This is a genomic window from uncultured Clostridium sp. (assembly GCF_947072515.1).
In the GTDB taxonomy this organism is placed as follows: Bacteria; Bacillota; Clostridia; order Clostridiales; family Clostridiaceae; genus Clostridium.
The window spans coordinates 39,639-58,868 of sequence record NZ_CAMTIG010000016.1; the positions used below are offsets into that span (position 1 = coordinate 39,639).

21 protein-coding genes are annotated in these 19,230 nt (G+C 26.7%); 9 read left to right on the plus strand and 12 right to left on the minus strand.

The window, feature by feature from the left end:
- Window positions 1–7: 7 nt before the first annotated feature.
- From Q0W06_RS07995 to Q0W06_RS08015, 5 genes are read right to left on the minus strand one after another with little or no spacing between them, the layout of a single operon-like run.
- Window positions 8–886, minus strand: a complete 879-nt coding sequence (locus Q0W06_RS07995; RefSeq protein WP_297633623.1) for a DUF4422 domain-containing protein — start codon at window positions 884–886, stop codon at window positions 8–10.
- A gap of 34 nt (window positions 887–920) precedes the next feature.
- Window positions 921–1,568, minus strand: coding sequence for a sugar transferase (locus Q0W06_RS08000; RefSeq protein WP_297633625.1), 648 nt, complete (start codon window positions 1,566–1,568; stop codon window positions 921–923).
- Window positions 1,569–1,587: 19 nt separating this feature from the next.
- A complete protein-coding gene (locus Q0W06_RS08005; RefSeq protein ID WP_297633627.1) occupies window positions 1,588–2,352 on the minus strand; it encodes a CpsB/CapC family capsule biosynthesis tyrosine phosphatase in 765 nt (254 codons plus the stop codon).
- 13 nt (window positions 2,353–2,365) lie between these two features.
- Complete coding sequence (locus tag Q0W06_RS08010) at window positions 2,366–3,013, minus strand: CpsD/CapB family tyrosine-protein kinase (protein WP_297633629.1); 648 nt, start codon at window positions 3,011–3,013, stop codon at window positions 2,366–2,368.
- Entirely contained in the window at window positions 3,013–3,744 is a 732-nt protein-coding gene (locus Q0W06_RS08015; protein WP_297633630.1) for a Wzz/FepE/Etk N-terminal domain-containing protein, read from the minus strand. The genes Q0W06_RS08010 and Q0W06_RS08015 overlap by 1 nt, the downstream gene beginning before the upstream one ends.
- Before the next feature lie 626 nt (window positions 3,745–4,370).
- Between Q0W06_RS08015 and Q0W06_RS08020 the strand changes: the two genes are divergently transcribed.
- The 5 genes from Q0W06_RS08020 (at window position 4,371) to queF (ending at window position 7,359) form a co-directional block, all read left to right on the plus strand.
- Entirely contained in the window at window positions 4,371–4,838 is a 468-nt protein-coding gene (locus Q0W06_RS08020) for a 6-carboxytetrahydropterin synthase (RefSeq protein WP_297633632.1), read from the plus strand.
- Window positions 4,838–5,494, plus strand: coding sequence for a putative 7-carboxy-7-deazaguanine synthase QueE (queE, locus tag Q0W06_RS08025; RefSeq protein ID WP_297633634.1), 657 nt, complete (start codon window positions 4,838–4,840; stop codon window positions 5,492–5,494). Before Q0W06_RS08020 ends, queE begins: the two co-directional genes overlap by 1 nt.
- 4 nt (window positions 5,495–5,498) lie before the next feature.
- A complete protein-coding gene (folE, locus tag Q0W06_RS08030) occupies window positions 5,499–6,095 on the plus strand; it encodes a GTP cyclohydrolase I FolE (RefSeq protein ID WP_297633636.1) in 597 nt (198 codons plus the stop codon).
- 81 nt (window positions 6,096–6,176) lie between these two features.
- The gene (queC, locus tag Q0W06_RS08035; RefSeq protein ID WP_297633638.1) at window positions 6,177–6,836 is read left to right on the plus strand and encodes a 7-cyano-7-deazaguanine synthase QueC; all 660 of its coding nucleotides are present in this window, start codon (window positions 6,177–6,179) and stop codon (window positions 6,834–6,836) included.
- A 22-nt stretch (window positions 6,837–6,858) separates the two neighbouring features.
- Entirely contained in the window at window positions 6,859–7,359 is a 501-nt protein-coding gene (gene queF / locus Q0W06_RS08040; RefSeq protein ID WP_297633639.1) for a preQ(1) synthase, read from the plus strand.
- Window positions 7,360–7,435: 76 nt separating this feature from the next.
- On the opposite strand, the gene Q0W06_RS08045 is transcribed toward queF, so the two are convergent.
- From Q0W06_RS08045 to Q0W06_RS08065, 5 genes are all read right to left on the minus strand, one after another.
- Complete coding sequence (locus Q0W06_RS08045) at window positions 7,436–7,840, minus strand: YbaN family protein (protein ID WP_297633641.1); 405 nt, start codon at window positions 7,838–7,840, stop codon at window positions 7,436–7,438.
- Window positions 7,841–7,880: 40 nt separating this feature from the next.
- A complete protein-coding gene (locus Q0W06_RS08050; RefSeq protein WP_297633643.1) occupies window positions 7,881–9,545 on the minus strand; it encodes an ABC transporter ATP-binding protein in 1,665 nt (554 codons plus the stop codon).
- 2 nt (window positions 9,546–9,547) lie between these two features.
- Window positions 9,548–11,320 carry an ABC transporter ATP-binding protein/permease gene (locus tag Q0W06_RS08055; RefSeq protein ID WP_297633645.1) on the minus strand — a complete coding sequence of 591 codons (1,773 nt, stop codon included), beginning with the start codon at window positions 11,318–11,320 and terminating at the stop codon, window positions 9,548–9,550.
- 116 nt (window positions 11,321–11,436) lie between these two features.
- The gene (locus Q0W06_RS08060; RefSeq protein WP_297633647.1) at window positions 11,437–12,213 is read right to left on the minus strand and encodes a histidinol-phosphatase; all 777 of its coding nucleotides are present in this window, start codon (window positions 12,211–12,213) and stop codon (window positions 11,437–11,439) included.
- 173 nt (window positions 12,214–12,386) lie between these two features.
- Window positions 12,387–13,997 carry an alpha/beta hydrolase gene (locus tag Q0W06_RS08065; RefSeq protein WP_297633649.1) on the minus strand — a complete coding sequence of 537 codons (1,611 nt, stop codon included), beginning with the start codon at window positions 13,995–13,997 and terminating at the stop codon, window positions 12,387–12,389.
- Window positions 13,998–14,195: 198 nt separating this feature from the next.
- Between Q0W06_RS08065 and Q0W06_RS08070 the strand changes: the two genes are divergently transcribed.
- The 3 genes from Q0W06_RS08070 to Q0W06_RS08080 all read left to right on the plus strand — a co-directional run bounded on the left by Q0W06_RS08070 (window position 14,196) and on the right by Q0W06_RS08080 (window position 16,705).
- Entirely contained in the window at window positions 14,196–14,600 is a 405-nt protein-coding gene (locus Q0W06_RS08070) for a hypothetical protein (RefSeq protein ID WP_297633651.1), read from the plus strand.
- Window positions 14,601–14,771: 171 nt separating this feature from the next.
- Complete coding sequence (locus Q0W06_RS08075) at window positions 14,772–15,209, plus strand: MarR family transcriptional regulator (RefSeq protein WP_297633653.1); 438 nt, start codon at window positions 14,772–14,774, stop codon at window positions 15,207–15,209.
- Window positions 15,210–15,313: 104 nt separating this feature from the next.
- Window positions 15,314–16,705: an MATE family efflux transporter gene (locus Q0W06_RS08080; RefSeq protein WP_297633655.1), complete on the plus strand. Its 1,392-nt coding sequence runs from the start codon at window positions 15,314–15,316 to the stop codon at window positions 16,703–16,705.
- Window positions 16,706–16,753: 48 nt separating this feature from the next.
- Here the strand turns inward: Q0W06_RS08080 and Q0W06_RS08085 are convergent, their stop codons facing one another.
- Together Q0W06_RS08085 and Q0W06_RS08090 are read right to left on the minus strand one after the other, a co-directional pair.
- Window positions 16,754–17,713, minus strand: a complete 960-nt coding sequence (locus Q0W06_RS08085) for a tRNA-dihydrouridine synthase (protein WP_297633657.1) — start codon at window positions 17,711–17,713, stop codon at window positions 16,754–16,756.
- 166 nt (window positions 17,714–17,879) lie between these two features.
- Window positions 17,880–18,587 (minus strand): biliverdin-producing heme oxygenase, encoded by a 708-nt coding sequence (locus tag Q0W06_RS08090; RefSeq protein WP_297633659.1) that lies wholly within the window; start codon window positions 18,585–18,587, stop codon window positions 17,880–17,882.
- Window positions 18,588–18,764: 177 nt separating this feature from the next.
- Here Q0W06_RS08090 and Q0W06_RS08095 point away from each other — a divergent pair, with 177 nt between their 5' ends.
- Window positions 18,765–19,205, plus strand: a complete 441-nt coding sequence (locus Q0W06_RS08095; RefSeq protein ID WP_297633661.1) for a hypothetical protein — start codon at window positions 18,765–18,767, stop codon at window positions 19,203–19,205.
- Window positions 19,206–19,230: the final 25 nt, after the last annotated feature.

Consider the following 19,230-nt stretch of genomic DNA (forward strand, 5'->3'; position numbering starts at 1 on the left):
CACATCTTTACTTTTTACTTTTACTTTTTTTCACCTTGAAATTTTTTTCAAAAAATATGTAATTCCACATCCTGTTTCCATATTTAAAAATTTTATCTGATTTCACACTCTTTTTTTCATATTGTTCTATTTCTGTCGGCCCATCTCCTATAAAAGCAACTGGTAATTCTTTAACTTTCAAATTATTTTTCAATATATATATATTTATTAATCTTTCTGATAAAAAGCCAAATACTCTAGCTTGTTGCTTATCATCCGGTATTTTTATTCTATTCTCTAGTTCAAATAATACATTAAATATAAAATTCATCATTTTAATATATTGTTCTTTATTTAAAATAAACATATTATACAACCAACTCTTATTTTGATTTAAATATTTCTTTGCTATCTCACTATATTCTGGATACTTTCGTGATATTATTTCAAAAGTATCTACTAAATGCTCCTTAATATGCATAGTCGCATATTGCGCTTTTATACTTATAGGATATACTCTTTTTCTAGGTAAAATCACATCATACTTCTTTAGTATATCTAAAAAATATTCTTCTGATTTTTTATCTATTTCCATAAACTTTTCTATATTCATTCGAACTATAGCTGAGTTTTTAAACTCAGCTATATCTGGTAAAAAATATCTTCTATAATGATTTAATCCTATAAAATCAACATTGTCATTTCTATTTTTCAAATACCAATATAAACCTGTTAGTTCACAATAATTGTCATTTTTATCTGATATATGATTTCCTGTATGATCTCCTAAATAACCTATATCAGCCTTACCATATCTTCCAACATGTATCGGTAAATATATATCATTATTAGGCATAATTGCCTTCTTATGAGCTGCTATTAGTATTTCTATTTTTTGATTTGACATTGCCCTAACTCCTTTATTAATCCTTAAATTCTTTTTATATAGCTCCCTCTTTTTTTATTACTGAAATTATTGTTTTAAATAAAATTTTAACATCTAATATAATAGATGCGTGATCTATATAATACATATCCATTTCTATTCTTTCATCATAACTTGTATGACTTCTTCCATTTGCTTGCCAATACCCAGTTAAGCCTGGTGTTACACTAAATAATTTTTTAGCATATTTTCCATACTTCTCTACTTCTTTTTTTACTATTGGTCTTGGACCAATTACCGACATATCCCCTTTTAATATATTAAAAAGTTGTGGTAACTCATCTAAACTTGTTCTTCTTAAAAAATCTCCTACTTTTGTTATTCTAGGATCATTATCAAGTTTAAAATTCGTATAATATTCTTTCTTTTGTTCTTCTGTAAAGTTGTTAAAAACCTCCTCAGAGTTAACTACCATACTTCTAAATTTATAGATACCTATTGTTTTTCCGTTTTTTTCAATTCTATTATGTTTGAAAAAAGCATTTCCTCCATCTCTTTTTACTAATACCACTAATACTATAAATATTGGACTAAATATAATTATTGCTATTAGAGATGAGATAATATCAAATGTTCTTTTTATAGCTAAATATAATAGACTTATATGTTTATTTGCTTCTACATAATATTTGCTATTTTCCATTTATCTCTCCCCCTTTTATTTAAAAGATAATAAATCTTTTCTTTTTCTTTTGTTGAAATCTTTCACCTAAAAATTCTATTTTTTCATTTTTTAAAAGTTTTTTTGAATTTTCACTTACATTTTCTATAAAAATATTATTTATTTTTTTTATTTTCTCTATTCCATCCTTAATTTTAGTAGTTCTCTTCTCCATATTATGAGCATCTGAGCCTATAAAGCTATAAACATTATTTTTCAATAATTCTTCCGCTGCTATCTTTGCTTTTTCTCCATGCTTCCCTAGAATACTTCCTATATTAAGTTGGAAAAGACACCCTTCATCTATAAATCGATTTACCATTCTTAAATGATTTTGAAAGTAGGAGTATCTTTCTGGATGGGCAATTATTGTAGTGATTCCTTGTAATTTTAGTTCATATATATCATCTAAAACACTTTCTTGACTTTCTTTCATATTAAGTTCTAATAATAAGTAATTACTATCATTTATTGTTCCTATTGCACCATTTTCAAAATCATCTAAAAGATTTTCTGAGTAATATACTTCTTGTCCATAGTGGATTTTTATATTTAAATTTCTCTTTTTAATTTCTTCTCTTAATGCTTCTACTCTCTTTTTGACACTTTCATACTTTTCTTCGCCATAGCCTCTACAGTAGTGAGGTGTTGCCACAATTGCTTTTGTGCCATCCTTCTCTGCCATTTCTATCATTTTAATAGATTCATCCAATGTTTTTGCTCCATCATCGATTCCAGGCAATATATGTGAATGTAAATCTAACATAAAAAACACCTCTTTATCCATAATAGTAATAATATTTTCCTTTAGCATCTTGGACTCTATTTAATGCAATCCCTATAATCTTTCCTCCAACTTTCTCAAGTTCTTTCTTGGTTTCCTTAACACTTTCCTTTTTAGCAAATCCTGTTCTTACTACTAAAACTACACCATCTACTAATCTTGAAAGGATTTGAGCATCTGTAACTGCCTTTACTGGTGGACTATCTATAATTATCACATCATATTTTCCTTCTAATTCTATTAACAGATTTTCCATAGCTTTTGAACTTAACATTTCTGAAGGATTTGGAGGCACTACTCCTGCTGGAAGTATATCTAAATATTCATTATGTTTAACAATAAACATTTCATTATGCCCCTTGCTTAATAAAGCATCTGTTAAGCCTTTCCTATTTGAAATATTAAAAACCTTGTGTACATTAGATTTTCTTAAATCACAATCTATAAGGATTACCTTTTTTTCTTCTTGTGCAAAGGCTAATGCAACATTGCTTGCTGTTGTACTTTTTCCTTCTCCTGGAATAGAGCTTGTAAAAAGTACTTTTTTTACCTCTTTATCAAAGGAAGAATATTTTATATTAGTTCTTAACATTCTATAACTTTCTGCAGCTACTGATTTGGGATCTTTTTCTACTATTAACATTATTTTTTTCTCCTTCCTCTAGTAATCGCTCTACTAGAATGCTTTTCCTTTTGATCACCTTCACTATAATCAATAATCATTCCAATTACAGGGATATCTAAATCTTTTTCTAAATTTTCTTTACTTCTATATGTGTTATCTAAAGCTTCTTGAACAAATATAATAGCTAATCCAACTAATATTCCCAATATTATTCCTAATAATACATATAATGTTTTATTTGGACTTACTGCTTTTTGAGGATATGATGCTTTTTCTAATATTTGAACATTTGAATTTGGTATAAGAATTTTTGATCTTTGAATAAATGAATTTGTAATATTATTTATTACGCTTACTGCTCTCCCTGGATTTGTATCTCTATAATCAATTTCCATGATTTGAGTATTTGCTTTTGGTGTAACTTGTAAATTTTTCAAAACTTTTTGAGGAGTTAAATCAATTCCTCCTTGATTTAAGGCTTGTTGAACTAAATCATTAGTTGTAATTACATCTGAATAGGTACTTAATAGATTTTGATACATTTGGACTTCATTATTATCATAACCACTATTTATTTTTGTTTCTGATTTTCCTATAAATAGTTTTACACTTGTTTCATACTTTGGCGTTATTATAAAGAAACTTATTATTAAAGAAATAATTAAGCCTATAACAGTTGTTATTGCTATGATTTTATATCTCTTCTTAATTATTTCTGCAATATCCAAAATATTTATATTTTCTTCCATTGGACACCATCCTTTTTCTTCATTTTATAATTTCGTTAAGATTATATCATAATTTTGGAATTTAAAAACTTTTACTCCTATTCTTGCTAATAAGAGAACTTTACTCTATACATTGATTTTACTCGCTTAAAAGCAAATATTTTGCAGTATTGCACATTTTTTTGATTATTTTAGTCTTAACTATTTTTTAGTAACATTTTCCTATTTTTTTGTGTTTTTTTTAACCATTCTATTAGTCATTTATTAATTAGACTTCTAAATAGTGAAATTTTTTCAGTTTTTTGTTTTATTCTTCTATTTTTTCTAGTACTTTATTGCTTTTTTTATTTTTTCCTTTTCAAAAATTTTATTATCTTGAATAATTGCACTTTTTTCTTAACTCATGTTAATAATTTTATTCTTGAATTTAAAAATTTTAAGCTATATAATTATTCTATAACTTAACAGACAGTTCGTAACCATCCTGTCTATAAATAAAACTAGGATTTAATTTAGATATATCTATATATCTTTATTTTGTTATGATTTTATTTAAGGTGGTATTTATGCTACCTTTTTTTATATTCATAACTTTTTAACTAGTCTTATATTTGGTTTAATTTAATCAAAACTAAGGAGATAGTAATATGAGTTATTTATTAGAATGTGAGGAAAGCTTTGATTCAAGCCATTTTTTAAAAGGACACAATGGTAAGTGTAGAAATCTTCATGGTCACAGATGGAGAATAAAATATGGACTTAAAGCCCAAGATTTAATTAAAGAAGGTAGTTCTGAAGGTATGATAATAGATTTTTCTGATATAAAGTCTATCATTAAAGATTATTTCAATACTTTTGATCATGCTTTAATTTTAACTAATATAAATGAAGCTACTGACGAAAAAGAAAAAAATTTTATAAGAGCATGTGAAGACATGAATTTTAAAATTATCAGAGTACCTTTTAGAAGTACTGCTGAAAATATGTCTAAATACTTTTTTGAAGAAATAGAAAATCTTTTAGCTGCCAAAGTAAAAGATAAGAATTTTACTGTTCACTATGTAACAGTATTTGAAACACCAAATAATTCTGCAACTTTTGGAGGACATATATAATGAAGGTAGTGGAAATTTTTCAAAGTATAGATGGTGAGGCTAATCGTTGTGGTTACTTAACTAACTTTATTCGCCTTGCAGGTTGCAATTTAAGATGTTCTTACTGCGATACTGAATATGCTTTAAATAAAACTGATGGCATAGATATGTCTATTGAAGAAATCATAAATAAATTAGATAAAGATATTAAAAATGTAACATTAACTGGTGGAGAACCTCTTTGGAACTTTGAAAATGCTTCTCTTCTTTTAAATACATTATTAAAAGAAGGTTTTAATATAAGTATTGAAACTAATGGAGCTATAGATTTAACAAAATATATAGAGCTTTTTCCTTCTGTTTCATTTGTTGTGGATTATAAATCACCTTCAAGTAATATGGAAAGCTTTATGAATATAAACAACTTTAATATTTTAAGAGATATTGATTGTGTCAAATTTGTAGTTGGTAGTATTTCTGATTTAGAAAAAATGGTCCAACTCTATAATAGTACTAACTTAAAAAATAATACTACTGAAATTTTTGTTAGTCCTATTTTTGGTAAAATAGATCCAAAGGAAATTGTAGAATTTTTACTTAAAAATAAATTACAAAACATTAGACTTCAAATTCAAATTCATAAAGTAATTTGGGATCCAATGATGAAAGGAGTATAATCTTATGAATATTTGGAATTCTAAAGAAAAAGAAGAACGAGCTGAAGAGCTTATATATGAACTCTTAGAGCTTATAGGAGAAGATCCTAATCGTGAAGGCCTTAAAGAGACTCCTAAGAGAGCTGTTAAAATGATAAAGGAAGTTCTAGAAGGAACTACTCTATCTAATGAAGAAATTGCAAAACTTCACGGAAAATGTTTTGAGGAAGATTATGTTCAAAGAGATAGTAACGAAATGGTTATCGTAAGTGATATTCCAATCTTTAGTTTTTGTGAACATCATTTAGCTCTTATGTATAATATGACTGTTACTGTTGCCTATATCCCTAATGGAAAAGTTATAGGTCTTAGTAAAATTGCAAGAATAGCTGAAACTGTTTCTAAGAGACTTCAACTTCAAGAAAGAATCTCTAAAGATATTTCTGACGTTATAAGACTTGCTACTGATAGTTCAGATGTCGCGGTTATTATTAAAGGTGAGCACGCTTGCATGACAACTCGTGGAATAAAAAAACCTGGTACCTTTACAAAAACAAATTATTTCACTGGTAAATTTAAAGAAGATTTTAATCTAAGACAAGAGTTATTACTTAGCTTATAATTTAGAACTTAATAAAACTTTGGATAAATTTTATAATTAATATAGTTATAATTCTATCCTATATATAAAGGAGACTTATTTATGAAAAATGATAAAGCAGTAGTTGTTTTTAGCGGTGGGCAAGATAGTACAACTTGTCTTTTCTGGGCAAAAGAAAGATTTAAAGAAGTTATTGCAGTTTCTTTTGACTACGGACAAAAACATAAAAAAGAATTAGAATGTGCAAAAGAAATTTGTAAAGCTCATGGTGTTGAACATCATATTTTAGATTTGACACTTTTAAATCAATTGGCTCCAAACTCTCTTACTAGAGTTGATATAGCTGTTGATAAAGAAAAGCCTGATGATAGCCTTCCTAACAGTTTTGTTGATGGAAGAAATCTTTTATTCTTAAGCTTTGTTGCTGTTTTTGCAAAGCAAAGAGGAACCGGAAACATTATAACTGGAGTATCTCAAAGTGATTTTAGTGGTTATCCTGATTGTAGAGATGTATTTATAAAATCATTAAATGTAACTTTAAATCTTTCTATGGATTATGAGTTTGACATCATGACTCCACTAATGTGGATAGATAAGGCAGACACATGGAAACTTGCTGATGATTTAGGCGTTTTAGATTTAGTTAAAAATGAAACTTTAACTTGCTATAACGGTATTATTGGTGATGGATGTGGTGAATGTCCATCTTGCAAATTAAGAAATGATGGATTTAAAGAATTCTTAAATAGATATAAAAAATAATTATTTGAAAGAAGGTATAGAAATGTCAACTGGAAGAAATAAAGAGGAACTACAAGATATCACATTACTTGGAAATCAAGGAACTAAATATAAATATTCATATGACCCTGATGTTTTAGAATCTTTTGATAATAAACATCCAGATAATGATTACTTTGTTAAATTCAACTTCCCTGAATTTACAAGTCTTTGTCCTATAACTGGGCAACCTGATTTTGCAACTATTTATATTTCATATGTTCCAAGCATAAAAATGGTTGAAAGTAAATCATTAAAATTATATCTTTTTAGCTTCAGAAATCATGGAGATTTCCATGAAGACTGTATGAATATTATAATGAAAGACTTAATTAAACTTATGGACCCTAAATATATTGAAGTATGGGGTAAATTTACACCAAGAGGTGGAATTTCTATAGATCCTTACTGTAATTACGGAAAGAAAGAAACTATGTGGGAAAAGGTTGCTTTTGATAGATTAGTTAATCATGATCTTTATCCTGAAAAAATAGATAATAGATAATTGCTCAATTTTATTTAATTCACACTAAAAAAGTGCTATCACAAAAATTATGATAGCACTTTTTTAATTTCTATAATTATTCTATATTTGTATATTCTACTCTCTTATCTATTTTTATAGTCTTTATTCTAAATATAAAATAATAAAACTTAAATATAATTACCCCTATTAAAAACAACCTTAAATGCATACTATTTATTAAAATTATTGGAATCATAATCATAGTATCTGCAATACCTAGTATAACTACTTTTTGCTTTAAAGTCATAGCCTTCTCTTTTACAAAACTTTCTAAATGCTTCTTATAAATTTTTGTATTTAAAAACCATGTGTTAAATCGTTCTGATCCTCTAGCAAAACAATATCCTGATAATAAAAGAAATGGAGTTGTTGGTAAAACAGGTAATATTACACCTATAGCTCCTACTATAAATGAAAGTAAACCTATTCCAACATAAATATATTTTTTTATTTGTTTCATAAAATCCTCCTAATTTTCTTATTTAAAACTTCATATTTTTCTACACTATTCTCTTGTTTTTTAATCTTATTTCTTTTTCGCATATTGCTGTTGTAGATTTTCTATGTGATATAAGAATTATTGTTTTATCATCACTATTTTCTTTTATAGATTTTAATATTAAACTTTCATTTAATGTATCTAAATTACTAGTAGGCTCATCTAAAATTAATATATCTCCATTATTTAAAAATGCTCTAGCAAGCCCAATCCTCTGCTTTTCACCTGAAGATATATTTCCTCCAAGTTCTCCAACCTTCGTGTCATATCCCTTTGGTAATTTCATAATAAAATGATGTATTGATGCCTTCTTAGCTGCACTTATAACTTCTTCTTTAGCTGCATTTAATTTCCCAATTCGTATATTATCTAGTATTGATTCATTAAATAAATATGTTTCCTGACTAACTAAAGTCTGGGTATTCCTAAGATTCTCTGTTTTTATCCTTTTTATATCTTCTTTTCCTAATCTTATTTCTCCTGAATCTACATCCCAAAATCTCATTATTAATTTAGCAAATGTACTCTTCCCTATTCCACTTTCACCTATTAATGCTACCTTTTCACCTTTTCTAATTTTTATTCCAGCATTCTCTAATATGCTTTCTTTTCTTTTCTCATATTTAAAAGAAACTTTTTCATATTCTATAGAACTTTCCTTTACATTATCCCCATCCATATTTTCAACTACTTTTGGTGTTTCATCTAATACTGTAAATAATCTTTGTGCACAGGCAAATGTTTGAAGCAATGTATTTGATAAATTGCTTAATGCTACTACCGGTCCAAAGGAAGATGCTATAATAATTACACCTAGCACTACTGAAATAATATTAATATGTCCTAGGTTATACTCATATATTCCTACTCCTAGTAACGATAATATCCCTACCATAATAGTTAAATCAGTTGTAGCTCTTATTATTCCCTCATGCTTCTTTATTCCATCTAGACTTTCATTTATTTTATTTGACTTATTATTTATCTCATCTAATCTTTTTTTACCATTTTCAAATAGAACTATCTCATTTAATCCTCTCAAAGAGTCTAATATATAATTATTGCATTCTGAAAACATTTCTCGATACTCTACTCCTGATTTCTCTCCTAGTGCTGATGAAAAATATGGTATTACAACTCCTATAATTAAAAAGAAGATTAATCCTACTAGGCCAAACCATGGATTTATTTTATAAAGTATTACTGTCACTATTGAATTTGTTATTAATGCTATAAAAATTGGTGCTATAGTATGTGCATAAAATACTTCTAAAAGTTCTATATCTGATGTTATTAAAGATATTAAGTTTCCTTTTTCTGCTCCCTCAAGTTTAGCTGGTGCTAATTCTCTAAGCTTTTTAAATACTTTATCTCTCATTACATATAAAATTTTAAATGCTATATAATGTCCTGATAATTGCTCTCCATATCGAAGAAGTCCTCTTAATATAGCACATATAATCATTAAAATAATTACTGTTTTAAATCCTATTCCACTTATTTCTCCTAATAATATTCCAAGTCCTACTCCTGCAAATACTGATATCCCTATAGCTGCTAAAAATCCTATTACACCTAAAGATACAGTTATCCCCATTATAGGTGCCAATGGTTTTAGTTCAACTATCAGTCGCTTCATTATTTTAAAACCTGATTGTCTCTCCATTTTTAGCACACCGCCCTTATCTCTTCTAAATTCTCTTGTACATTAACCATCTTGAAGTAAAGATTTTCTTTATTCATCAAACTTAAATGTGTTCCCTTTTCTTCAACTTCCCCTTTATTTAAAACATAAATTTCTTTTGCATTTTTTATATTTGCCAGTCTATGTGAAATTACAAGAACACTTTTCTCTTCTGCAAGCTCATAGATTGCTTCCCATATTTTCTCTTCACTCTCTATATCTATATTTGAAGTTGCTTCATCAAATATTATCATTTTTCTATCTGCTAAAATAGCTCTTGCAAGAGCCAATCTTTGTTTCTGTCCTCCTGATAGTGAACTTCCTGCTTGTCCTACATCAGTTAAAAGACCATCTTTTAAACTATTAACAAACTCATCTAATTTTGCTTTTCTTAATGCTTCCATAATTTCAGCTTCACTTGCATCTTCTTTTCCTATTTTCAAGTTATCTAATATTGTTCCATTAAAGATATAACTATTTGTGCGCACTACTGATAAATTTCTATATAAACTTTCTCTATTAATCCAATTTATATTTTTATTATTTATTAGAACTTCTCCTGTTGTTGCCTTATACTTATTTAAAATAAGAGAAGCAATTGTACTTTTTCCTGAACCACTTTCTCCAACAATTGCAGTTATTCCTCTATTAGCAATGGATAAATCTATATTTTTTAATACTGTTCTTTCACCATCATAGCTAAAGCTTACATCTTTTAATTTCACTAGAATTTCTTCTGCTTCCATATCCTCTTTTAATAATTCACTTTCTTCTTCTGCATCTAATATTTTAAATATTCTATCACTTGCTGCCATTCCATTCATTGCAATATGAAAATATGATCCTAGAAGTCTTAATGGAATAAAAAACTCTGATGATAAAAGAAGTATTATTAAAAAACTTCCAATTTGGATTTCTCCATTTTTAAATCCAAATAAAGCTACAACTACACCTATTGCAGCACCTCCAAATGCAACTAAATCCATAATAGTTATTGAATTCAACTGCATACTTAAAACTTTCATTGTTATTTTTCTAAAATTTTCTGCTTCCTTATTCATTTTTTCATGTCTATATTTATCTATATTAAAAACTTTTAAAGTTGTTAATCCTTGAAGATTTTCTAAAAAGGTTCCTCCTAAGTCTGAATAAGATTTCCAATAATCTTTTAAAATCCTTTTTGCAATCTTCATTATTGCAATAATTGAAATTGGAATTAATGGTACTGATAATATAAATACCACTGCCGCTTTTAAAGAAATAAAGCTCATAAAAATAAATAATGTTATTGGAACTAATAAAGAATATATTAATTGCGGTACATATTTACCAAAGTAAATCTCTAATTGTTCTACTCCTTCTACAGAAACTTGAACTATTGCAGAAGTACTTTCAACAGAACTATACCTATTACCTAATTTAAGAAGTTTTTTATAGATTGCATCTCTAAGCTTTACTCTTGCTTTAGAAGATGCAATATTTGAAAATTTTAAACACAAAATATTTGATAAATATTTTAAAGTTAATAAAGCACCTATTATCAAAGTGCATTGAAGTAATGTAAAACTATTAAACACCCTTATTTCCTTCAAAATATTTTCACTACCTGATATTGTTACTAAGCTATTTACTACTCCCCCTATTAAAATGACTATAAATATATTACAAATTGCAGAAATCCAATTTGCAAAAACAGTTAGACAGATAAATTTATTAGATTCACTACATAAATCTAATAATCTTTTATTTATCATCATAAAATCCCCCTTGATATTATTAAATTTTCTTTTACGGTTATTATAATGCTAATGATAATCATTTTCAAGTGTTATTTTAAAAAAATGTCCATACGATGAAAAGTATGGACATTTTTTTAGAAATCTAATTTTTCTATAACCTCTAAGTCTAGAGATTTAGCAAATTCTAATCCTTTATTAAAATCTTCTAAATCTTTAGGATTATGGGCATCTACACCAATAATTCTTTTTACATTATACTCTTTTGATAACTCCCAAAACTCTTTAACTGGATATGGATATCTATCTCCATTTTTTGTTTTTATTTTAGATTTTTTATAGCCATTTATATTTATTTCTAATGGCATGTTCATTTTTTCTGCTGCTTCTAAAATCTTTCTTGAAGCTTTTATAGAATACTCATTCCATTCTTTATAAATTATAAAGAAAAGATCTGGATGAGCTAAATATGTAAAGTATCCTGTTTCCATTGATTGGACTACAAAATCTGAATATTCTTCTAACATTTTTTCATCTAATCCCCAACCAACATATAGCCACTCTTCATTATGTTTAAAGAAATGAGCACCTAAAATTAAATAATCTACTCTATACTCTTTCTCTAATTCTTCATAAAGCCATTCTATCCCTGGAAAATACTCGCATTCAAGTCCTCTTTTTATAGATATTTTATCTCCATACTTCTCAATAGCTTCATTTACTTCTCTAAAATATCCTGGAAGTTCTTCATAATACATTCTAGATTTATTGTCTAAATCCATTCCTGGATGACACATATGATCTGACAACCCTATTTCATCATAACCTTCTTCTATTGCCTTTTTAACATAATCTTCTGCATTTCCACTAGCATGTTTGCATCTAAAATTATGAGTATGATAATTAGTTTTCATTCTACCACTCCTTCTTCATATGTTAATTATATATTTTAGTATATCATTATTTTTATATTTTTTTGTTAACTTACACATCTTTTCAAACAATAAATTTTATACTACTTTTATTTTTCCACTATATTTTTTTTAAATATACCACTTTCAAATGAAAATGGTATATTAAATTTATTTTATTTCAATTGTATTTTACTTATATCAATGGAACCTTGTTCTTCTCTATCAAAAATTAATGAAATTTCCTCAATCTTCTCTAAATTTATTCCATCAAAATCTTTTAAAGGAATTCTCAATTCAGTTATTGGAGTTATTTTACTCCAATTTTTATACTCTCCATATCCCTCTAATGTTAAATCTTCTAGTTTTCCATCTATATATTTTAAAGCTGAAACTTCATTATTTAATTCTACACTAGCTTTTCTTCCTGCTTTATCCTTAATTTGAACTTTAAATATTTTATTCTCTTTTTTCTTATTTAATTCATCTGATGGATCTTGAACTATATTAAATGAAATACTTTTATATTCCTTAAAATTTTCTATATTAGGCGTAAAAGATACTTTTCCATTTAATTCTTCCCATTTTATAGTTAGTAACTCTCGTATTTCTACTCCTTTAGTTCCTCCTACTACGCTATTTAATCTACTCTTATCATCTTTAAAAAATATTGCATCTTGTGTATTTAATACTTCTACTTTCTCTCCCTTTATTTTATCTAAATCTTTTATATTCAAAAGTTCTTCTGTTCTTTCATCAGTATATAAAGTTTTAACATCACATCCATACATTTTTGTTACTGATACTTTTTCAGTATCATAAATTGTATTTTCTTTTACTTCTCTAATTGTTGCATCTAAAAAATCTACAATATAACTTTTTAAAAAGTTTTGTTGTGTTTCTTTTGATAATTGATTTTTAGATATTTCTCCTAATAGTTCTGCATCATTTCTCGTTAATTTACTATTAAAATAATTATGATTTGCCTTTTCTAAATAAGTAAGCTGAACTAAATTTTTTCTTTCCTTACTAGTTAATATATCAAAAATTTCAATTCCAGATAAATCTATAACATCTCCATCATATTCTGGTACAACTATCCCTGTATTCACATCAGTATTTAAATAAGATTTATCTAAAACTATTGCTGTTGGTGCTACTGCTATTAATGATTTTATTTCTTGTCCTTCTTTTTTAAAATTATCTGCTATATTAAAGATAGTTTCCCCACCTCTAGAATGTCCTATTAATCCTATATTTTCAAAATCTATTTTGTCTTTTAAATCTATTTCATATTTATTATTTTTACCATCATTAGCTTCCTTTAATTTCTTCAAATGCATGTCTACTATTGCGGTTACTTTTTCATTATCATCATTATCTCCATACTTCCAAACATATGCATTTTGGACATCTAAAGTAATTGCAATATATCCATTTTCCGCTAAATAATCTGCTATATATTTAAACCCTGTATCAAACCTTACTCCTGTATTTTCATTATCATGTGAACCATGAATCATAAATACTAAAGGCGATTTACCTTCTATCTTTGGCATAGAGATTGTTCCTCTAATCTCATAAGGCATTTCCTTATTTCCCTTTGATTTATATACTTCTTTCCCTAAATTGAATTCTTTACTTTCAAACCCATTTGTTTTTTGCATTCTTTTTTCTATAGTAGTGGTCTCTATCTCTTTTATCTGTTCTTCTATATTTTTATTTCCACAACTTACAAATAAAAATGCTCCACATATTATTATTCCTAATATTTTTCTTCTCCTCATTCTCTTCCCCTTTACATTCCATTTTTAATAAAATAAAACTAAGGATGCTTTTAGCTACCTTAATCTTATTATACTTTATCTTGAACTATTTTAATAATTTTTTGTGAACTCATGTAATATTTATTCTTTTTCCACTCTCCTTATGTTAAAATATTTTATATTAACAAATAATTATTATTAACTAAGGAGGAATTTTAAATGGAAACTATTGTAATACCATTAATTATAATAATGCTTGTATCTCTTGTTTTATATACTATTTCAGTTTTTAATATGCAAAGCAAATCTTTAGCAAGTAGAATGAACGTTGGTCTTGTACATCTTTCACTTGTATTATTTATCATAGGTCTTTTTTACATGAGCGGGGTTTCTCATAATCTCCCTTACAATAATGTTAGCTATGCTATGATGGATGTACACCAAGGTGTTGGATTTATATCCCTTATAGTTTTAATTATTCATTCGATTTTCACACCAATTTTAAAAAGAAAAAAGATAAAACTTGCTAGTAAAGCTAAGGTTTTTAATATAATTCTTTGGATTATTTATTTAGTTACTTTTGTAATTGCTATATATATCGGAATTTTAGCATCTATAAAGTAATATATTTTAACTTTCACTAAGAGATTGATTTCAATCTCTTATTTTTTTATGTTTAATTACCCTATTCTTAGTAGTTAACCTTTTATTTAAAAACAGTTAGATTTCTAACTGTTAGACTATTGACTTTATTTTTTTCTAGTGCTATTCTTATACTCAAGGATGTGATTATTCATGGATAGAAAAACTGATTTTCAAAATGCAGAGTCTTTAAGATTAATTCGTATTATTGGTCTTAAGTTAAAATTAAAAGCTGATCAAGATATAAAAAAACTTGGTTTAAATTCCATTCAAGGGAGTACTTTAGATTATATTTCTACTCATCAACATGAAGGATTAATCCAAAGAGATATAGCTGAAGCTTTTAATAAAAAAAGTGCTACTATAACTAGTATGCTTCAGGGCTTAGAAAAAAAAGGTTATATAGAACGTTTTATTCCTAAAGATAATGAAAGACAAAAGAATATTTATCTTACTCCACAGGGGGAACAAGTAATCTTTGAAGCAAAAGAAATACTTCAAAATCTTGAAACTGACTTTTATGATATTCTTACTGATGAAGAGCTTTCTACTCTCACTAAAATATTAGTAAAAATAAATAATAATATTTAAATACATTTAATTCACAAGATAGCTATGTCTATCTTTTACCTAAATAGTTAGAATTCTAACTATTATAAATCAAACTATTTTGTTTCAAACAAAGGAGAATATTTATGGAAAATACTCAACCACAAGATTCAAATGAATATTTATTAAAGGATGCACCTATTAGCAAAGCTATACGTCGTCTATCACTCCCAATGATTATAGGATTATCTATTGGAACAGTTTATACCGTAATCAATATTTATTTTATTGGACTTTTAAAAAATGTCCCTATGCTAACAGCCCTTACTCTAGGTTTACCTGTCTTTTTAGTTTTAATGACTATAGGTAATATGTTTGGTGTTGGTTCATCTACTTACATAACTCGATTAATTGCTAAAAATGAAAAAGATAAAGCTAAATCTATTGCTTCTTATGCTGTATATTCTAGCTTTTTGTTTAGCATTCTTATTTCAATTATTGCTATAATTTTTATTAATCCAATTGCTCATATTTTAGGTGCTAATGGAGCCACTCTCATTGTTACTAAAAATTATTGTATTGCTAGTTTAGCTTTAGGTTTTTGCGTAGTTTTAAACTTCACACTTGAACAAATTGTAAGAAGTACAGGTGCTACAAAAGAATCTATGTATGGTATGGCTATAAGTGCTTTAGTTAACTTAATTTTAGATCCATTATTAATATTAGTATTTCATTTTGATTTAGTTGGTGCTGCTGTTGCTATGTCTTTAGCAAACTTAGTTTCTGCTATGTACTATATGTATTACTTACATTTTAAAAGTATTCAATTACATAAATTCTTTAAAATCACAAAAATTTCTTTTAAAGATAGAATTGAAATTTTTAAAATTGGATTTCCTGAAGTTATCCAAATGTCATTTATGTTAGTATCTACATTACTTTTAAATAATTTCTGTATGGAATATGGTGCTACTGTTGAAGCTGGTATTGGAATTAGTTTACGTATTGTCCAAGTTCCTGAATTTATAAGTATGGGAATATTCTTAGGTTTAATTCCACTTCTAGCACACAGTTATTCTAGTAAAAACTTCAAAAGATTTAATGCTGCTATTAAAGGTGGTTTTAAGTATATTTTATTAGTATCTTTCTGTTTTTGTATAATTGGATTTATATTTAAAACTCCTATTTTAAAACTATTTACTAATAATCTAGATGTTATAAAGGTAGGTTCATTTCTTCTAGCTATTATGCTTTTAGCTTCACTATTCAATGGTATTTCCGGCTTATTTGTTGGAGTATTTCAAGCTACTGGTAAAGGAACTCCTACTGCTATTATTACTATTACTCAAGGAATTTTATCAATTCCTGCTGTTATAGTTCTTCATTACTTCTTTGGACTTACTGGAGTAATGATTGCAATGCCATCAACAGAATTTGTTGCATTTATCTTAGGCGCTTGCATGTATATCTTTTTCCGAAAAGAATTTTCTGGAAAGCATCCACATAAAATTTCGGAAGTAAGTGAAGTTTCATCTTAAAAAAATCACCTTAGTTAAAAATTTACTAAGGTGATTTTTTTAATTTTATTATCTATTGAAACCAGATCCTTTTAATATCTCTTTTTCTCTAAATATAGCTTTTACAGCTTCATTATAATCTCTGACTTTTTGTGATTTTTTTATAGCTTTCAAATATTTTTTATCTTCTTCAAAGGAGAAATTTAAGTATCCCCATAATTCCTTCATTCTAAATAGAGTATTTCTTTCATCTTTCAATACATCTAAATATGTATTTAAAATTTCATCATGAAATTTTTTCAAGGTCTCTTTATTCATATATTCTTCTTTTTCGATTTCATTTATTAATCCTGGGTTTGCTAAAATCCCTCTACCTAACATTATTCTATCTATATTCTTAAATCTTTTCGTAAACTCTTTATAATCATCTACTGTAAATATATCTCCATTGTAGCAAATAGGATTAGTGCTCAATTTTATTCCATCTTCAAAAATTTCTAAATTTGGTGTATTACCATAAAAGTCCTTTTGTGTCCTTGGATGAATAATTAACTCTTCTAACTTATATTTATTAAATATCTCTATTAACTCATAAAATTCATTTCCATCTTCTTTTCCAATTCTTGTTTTAATAGATATTTTCATATCTTTTACTTCTGTAAAAACCTTCTCTAAAAATAAATCTAACTCTTCTCTAAATGCTAGAAATCCCGAACCTCGTCCCTTTGCTACAACAGTTCCTGATGGACATCCTAAATTTAAATTTATTTCATCATATCCCATTTCTTTTAATTTATATGCAGTGTTTATAAATCCTTCTGCATCATTTGTAAGAATTTGAGGTATTACTTTTACATCTTTATTATTTTCTGGTAATACATCTCTAAGTTCTTTTGTTTTAAGCTTTTTACTACTAGTAGGTACAATAAATGGGGTAAAATATTTATCTATATTTCCAAAGTATTTATTATGTGCATTTCTATATATAAAGCCTGTAAGACCTTCCATTGGTGCTAAGTAATATTTCATCTATTAACTCCTTTAATTTATAACTTTCCTAAAAATTATATCAAGGCTTCTTATAATTTTCTAGTCTTCTTATAATTTTTTCATTTAAACTTAAATAGAGCAGAGTTTAAAACTCTGCTCCATTTTGTTATGTCTTGATTTATATATTTACTTAGGAATTTACTTTTTAATTATGAGGATGTCCACCTGGATGTCCTCCTGGGTGTCCACTATGAGCTGGATGTCCTTTACTTTCTGAATCTTTCATAAATAACTTTGCATCTAATTCTGTTGAAATACCTACATTATACACATATGAATTACTTACTTCATTTATAAAATATTCTACTTCTTCATCAGTTAATGCTAATGCACCAAGTTTCTTATGGTATCCCATAACATATGGCATTATTTCTCCGATTCCATCCATTTTATAATAGTTTAGTCCACCTTCGCCTATATTATAATGATTTTTTATCAAATCAGCAAAAAGTCTTCCACCAAAAAGATCTGCTAGGAATCTTGTATATGCATGTGCAACAACTCCTAATGGATTACTTTTTCCTATTTCATTAATTCTATTTACATATGCTTTAGTTGATTCTAATTCTTTAAGTTCTTTTACTTTATCCCCTAAAATAAATTCTATATCTTTTTTCATCAATTCTGATTTATAAAGTTCTTTTGTTACAAGTGGCGCTAATCTTGCATCACCTTTTAATGCATCTAGATTTTTTTCTATTGCTACATAAACTGGTAATAGACTATATAAAAATTCTCCATAACTTTCTTTAGTGGCATTTCCATCTAATAATCTTTTATTAAATCCTGTAACCTCTGTAGCTTTATGAATATCCTTTGTTCTACTTCTTAATTCATCTGAAAAATTTCTCATTTTTTCCACCAACCTTTAATTTATTTTATACTTATATTATATCAATCCTTACTATTCTTATCAACTTTAAATGGTTTAATTAATATTTTGTTCAAATTTAACATTTTTAAAACAGCACCTCATAATTTATGGTATAATTTCATTAATTTATAAAACTAAAGAAAGGATGGACTATTTATGAATAATCCTAGCTTATATATTTATCTTATGACATTCCCAATACTATTTTTATTTATATTATTTGGTATTAACATAAATAAGCATAGTAATGAGGAGGATTTATTTTTAGCTTTTAATACAAAAGCTTCTAAATCCTCTGTGGAGTCCTATAAATATGCAAATAAAAAACTTGGAACTGCTTTAATTCTAATTGCTATAATTTCTCTTATTTTTGCAAGTTGTGGCTTTTTCTTTAAACAACCAATCCAAAATAGTATTTTTATTTTTGCACCATTTATACCAATATTTCTTTTACTTTTAAGAATGATAACTTTAGAGTTAAATATAAAAAAGAAATTCAATTTAAATTTTAAAAGTACATCAAAATTTGCTTTAGCTATAGTATTTGCTGTAATTTCATTTTTATTGCCTTTATTATTAGTTTTAGCTACTCTATAAGAAAATGCGAGATTAATTATCTCGC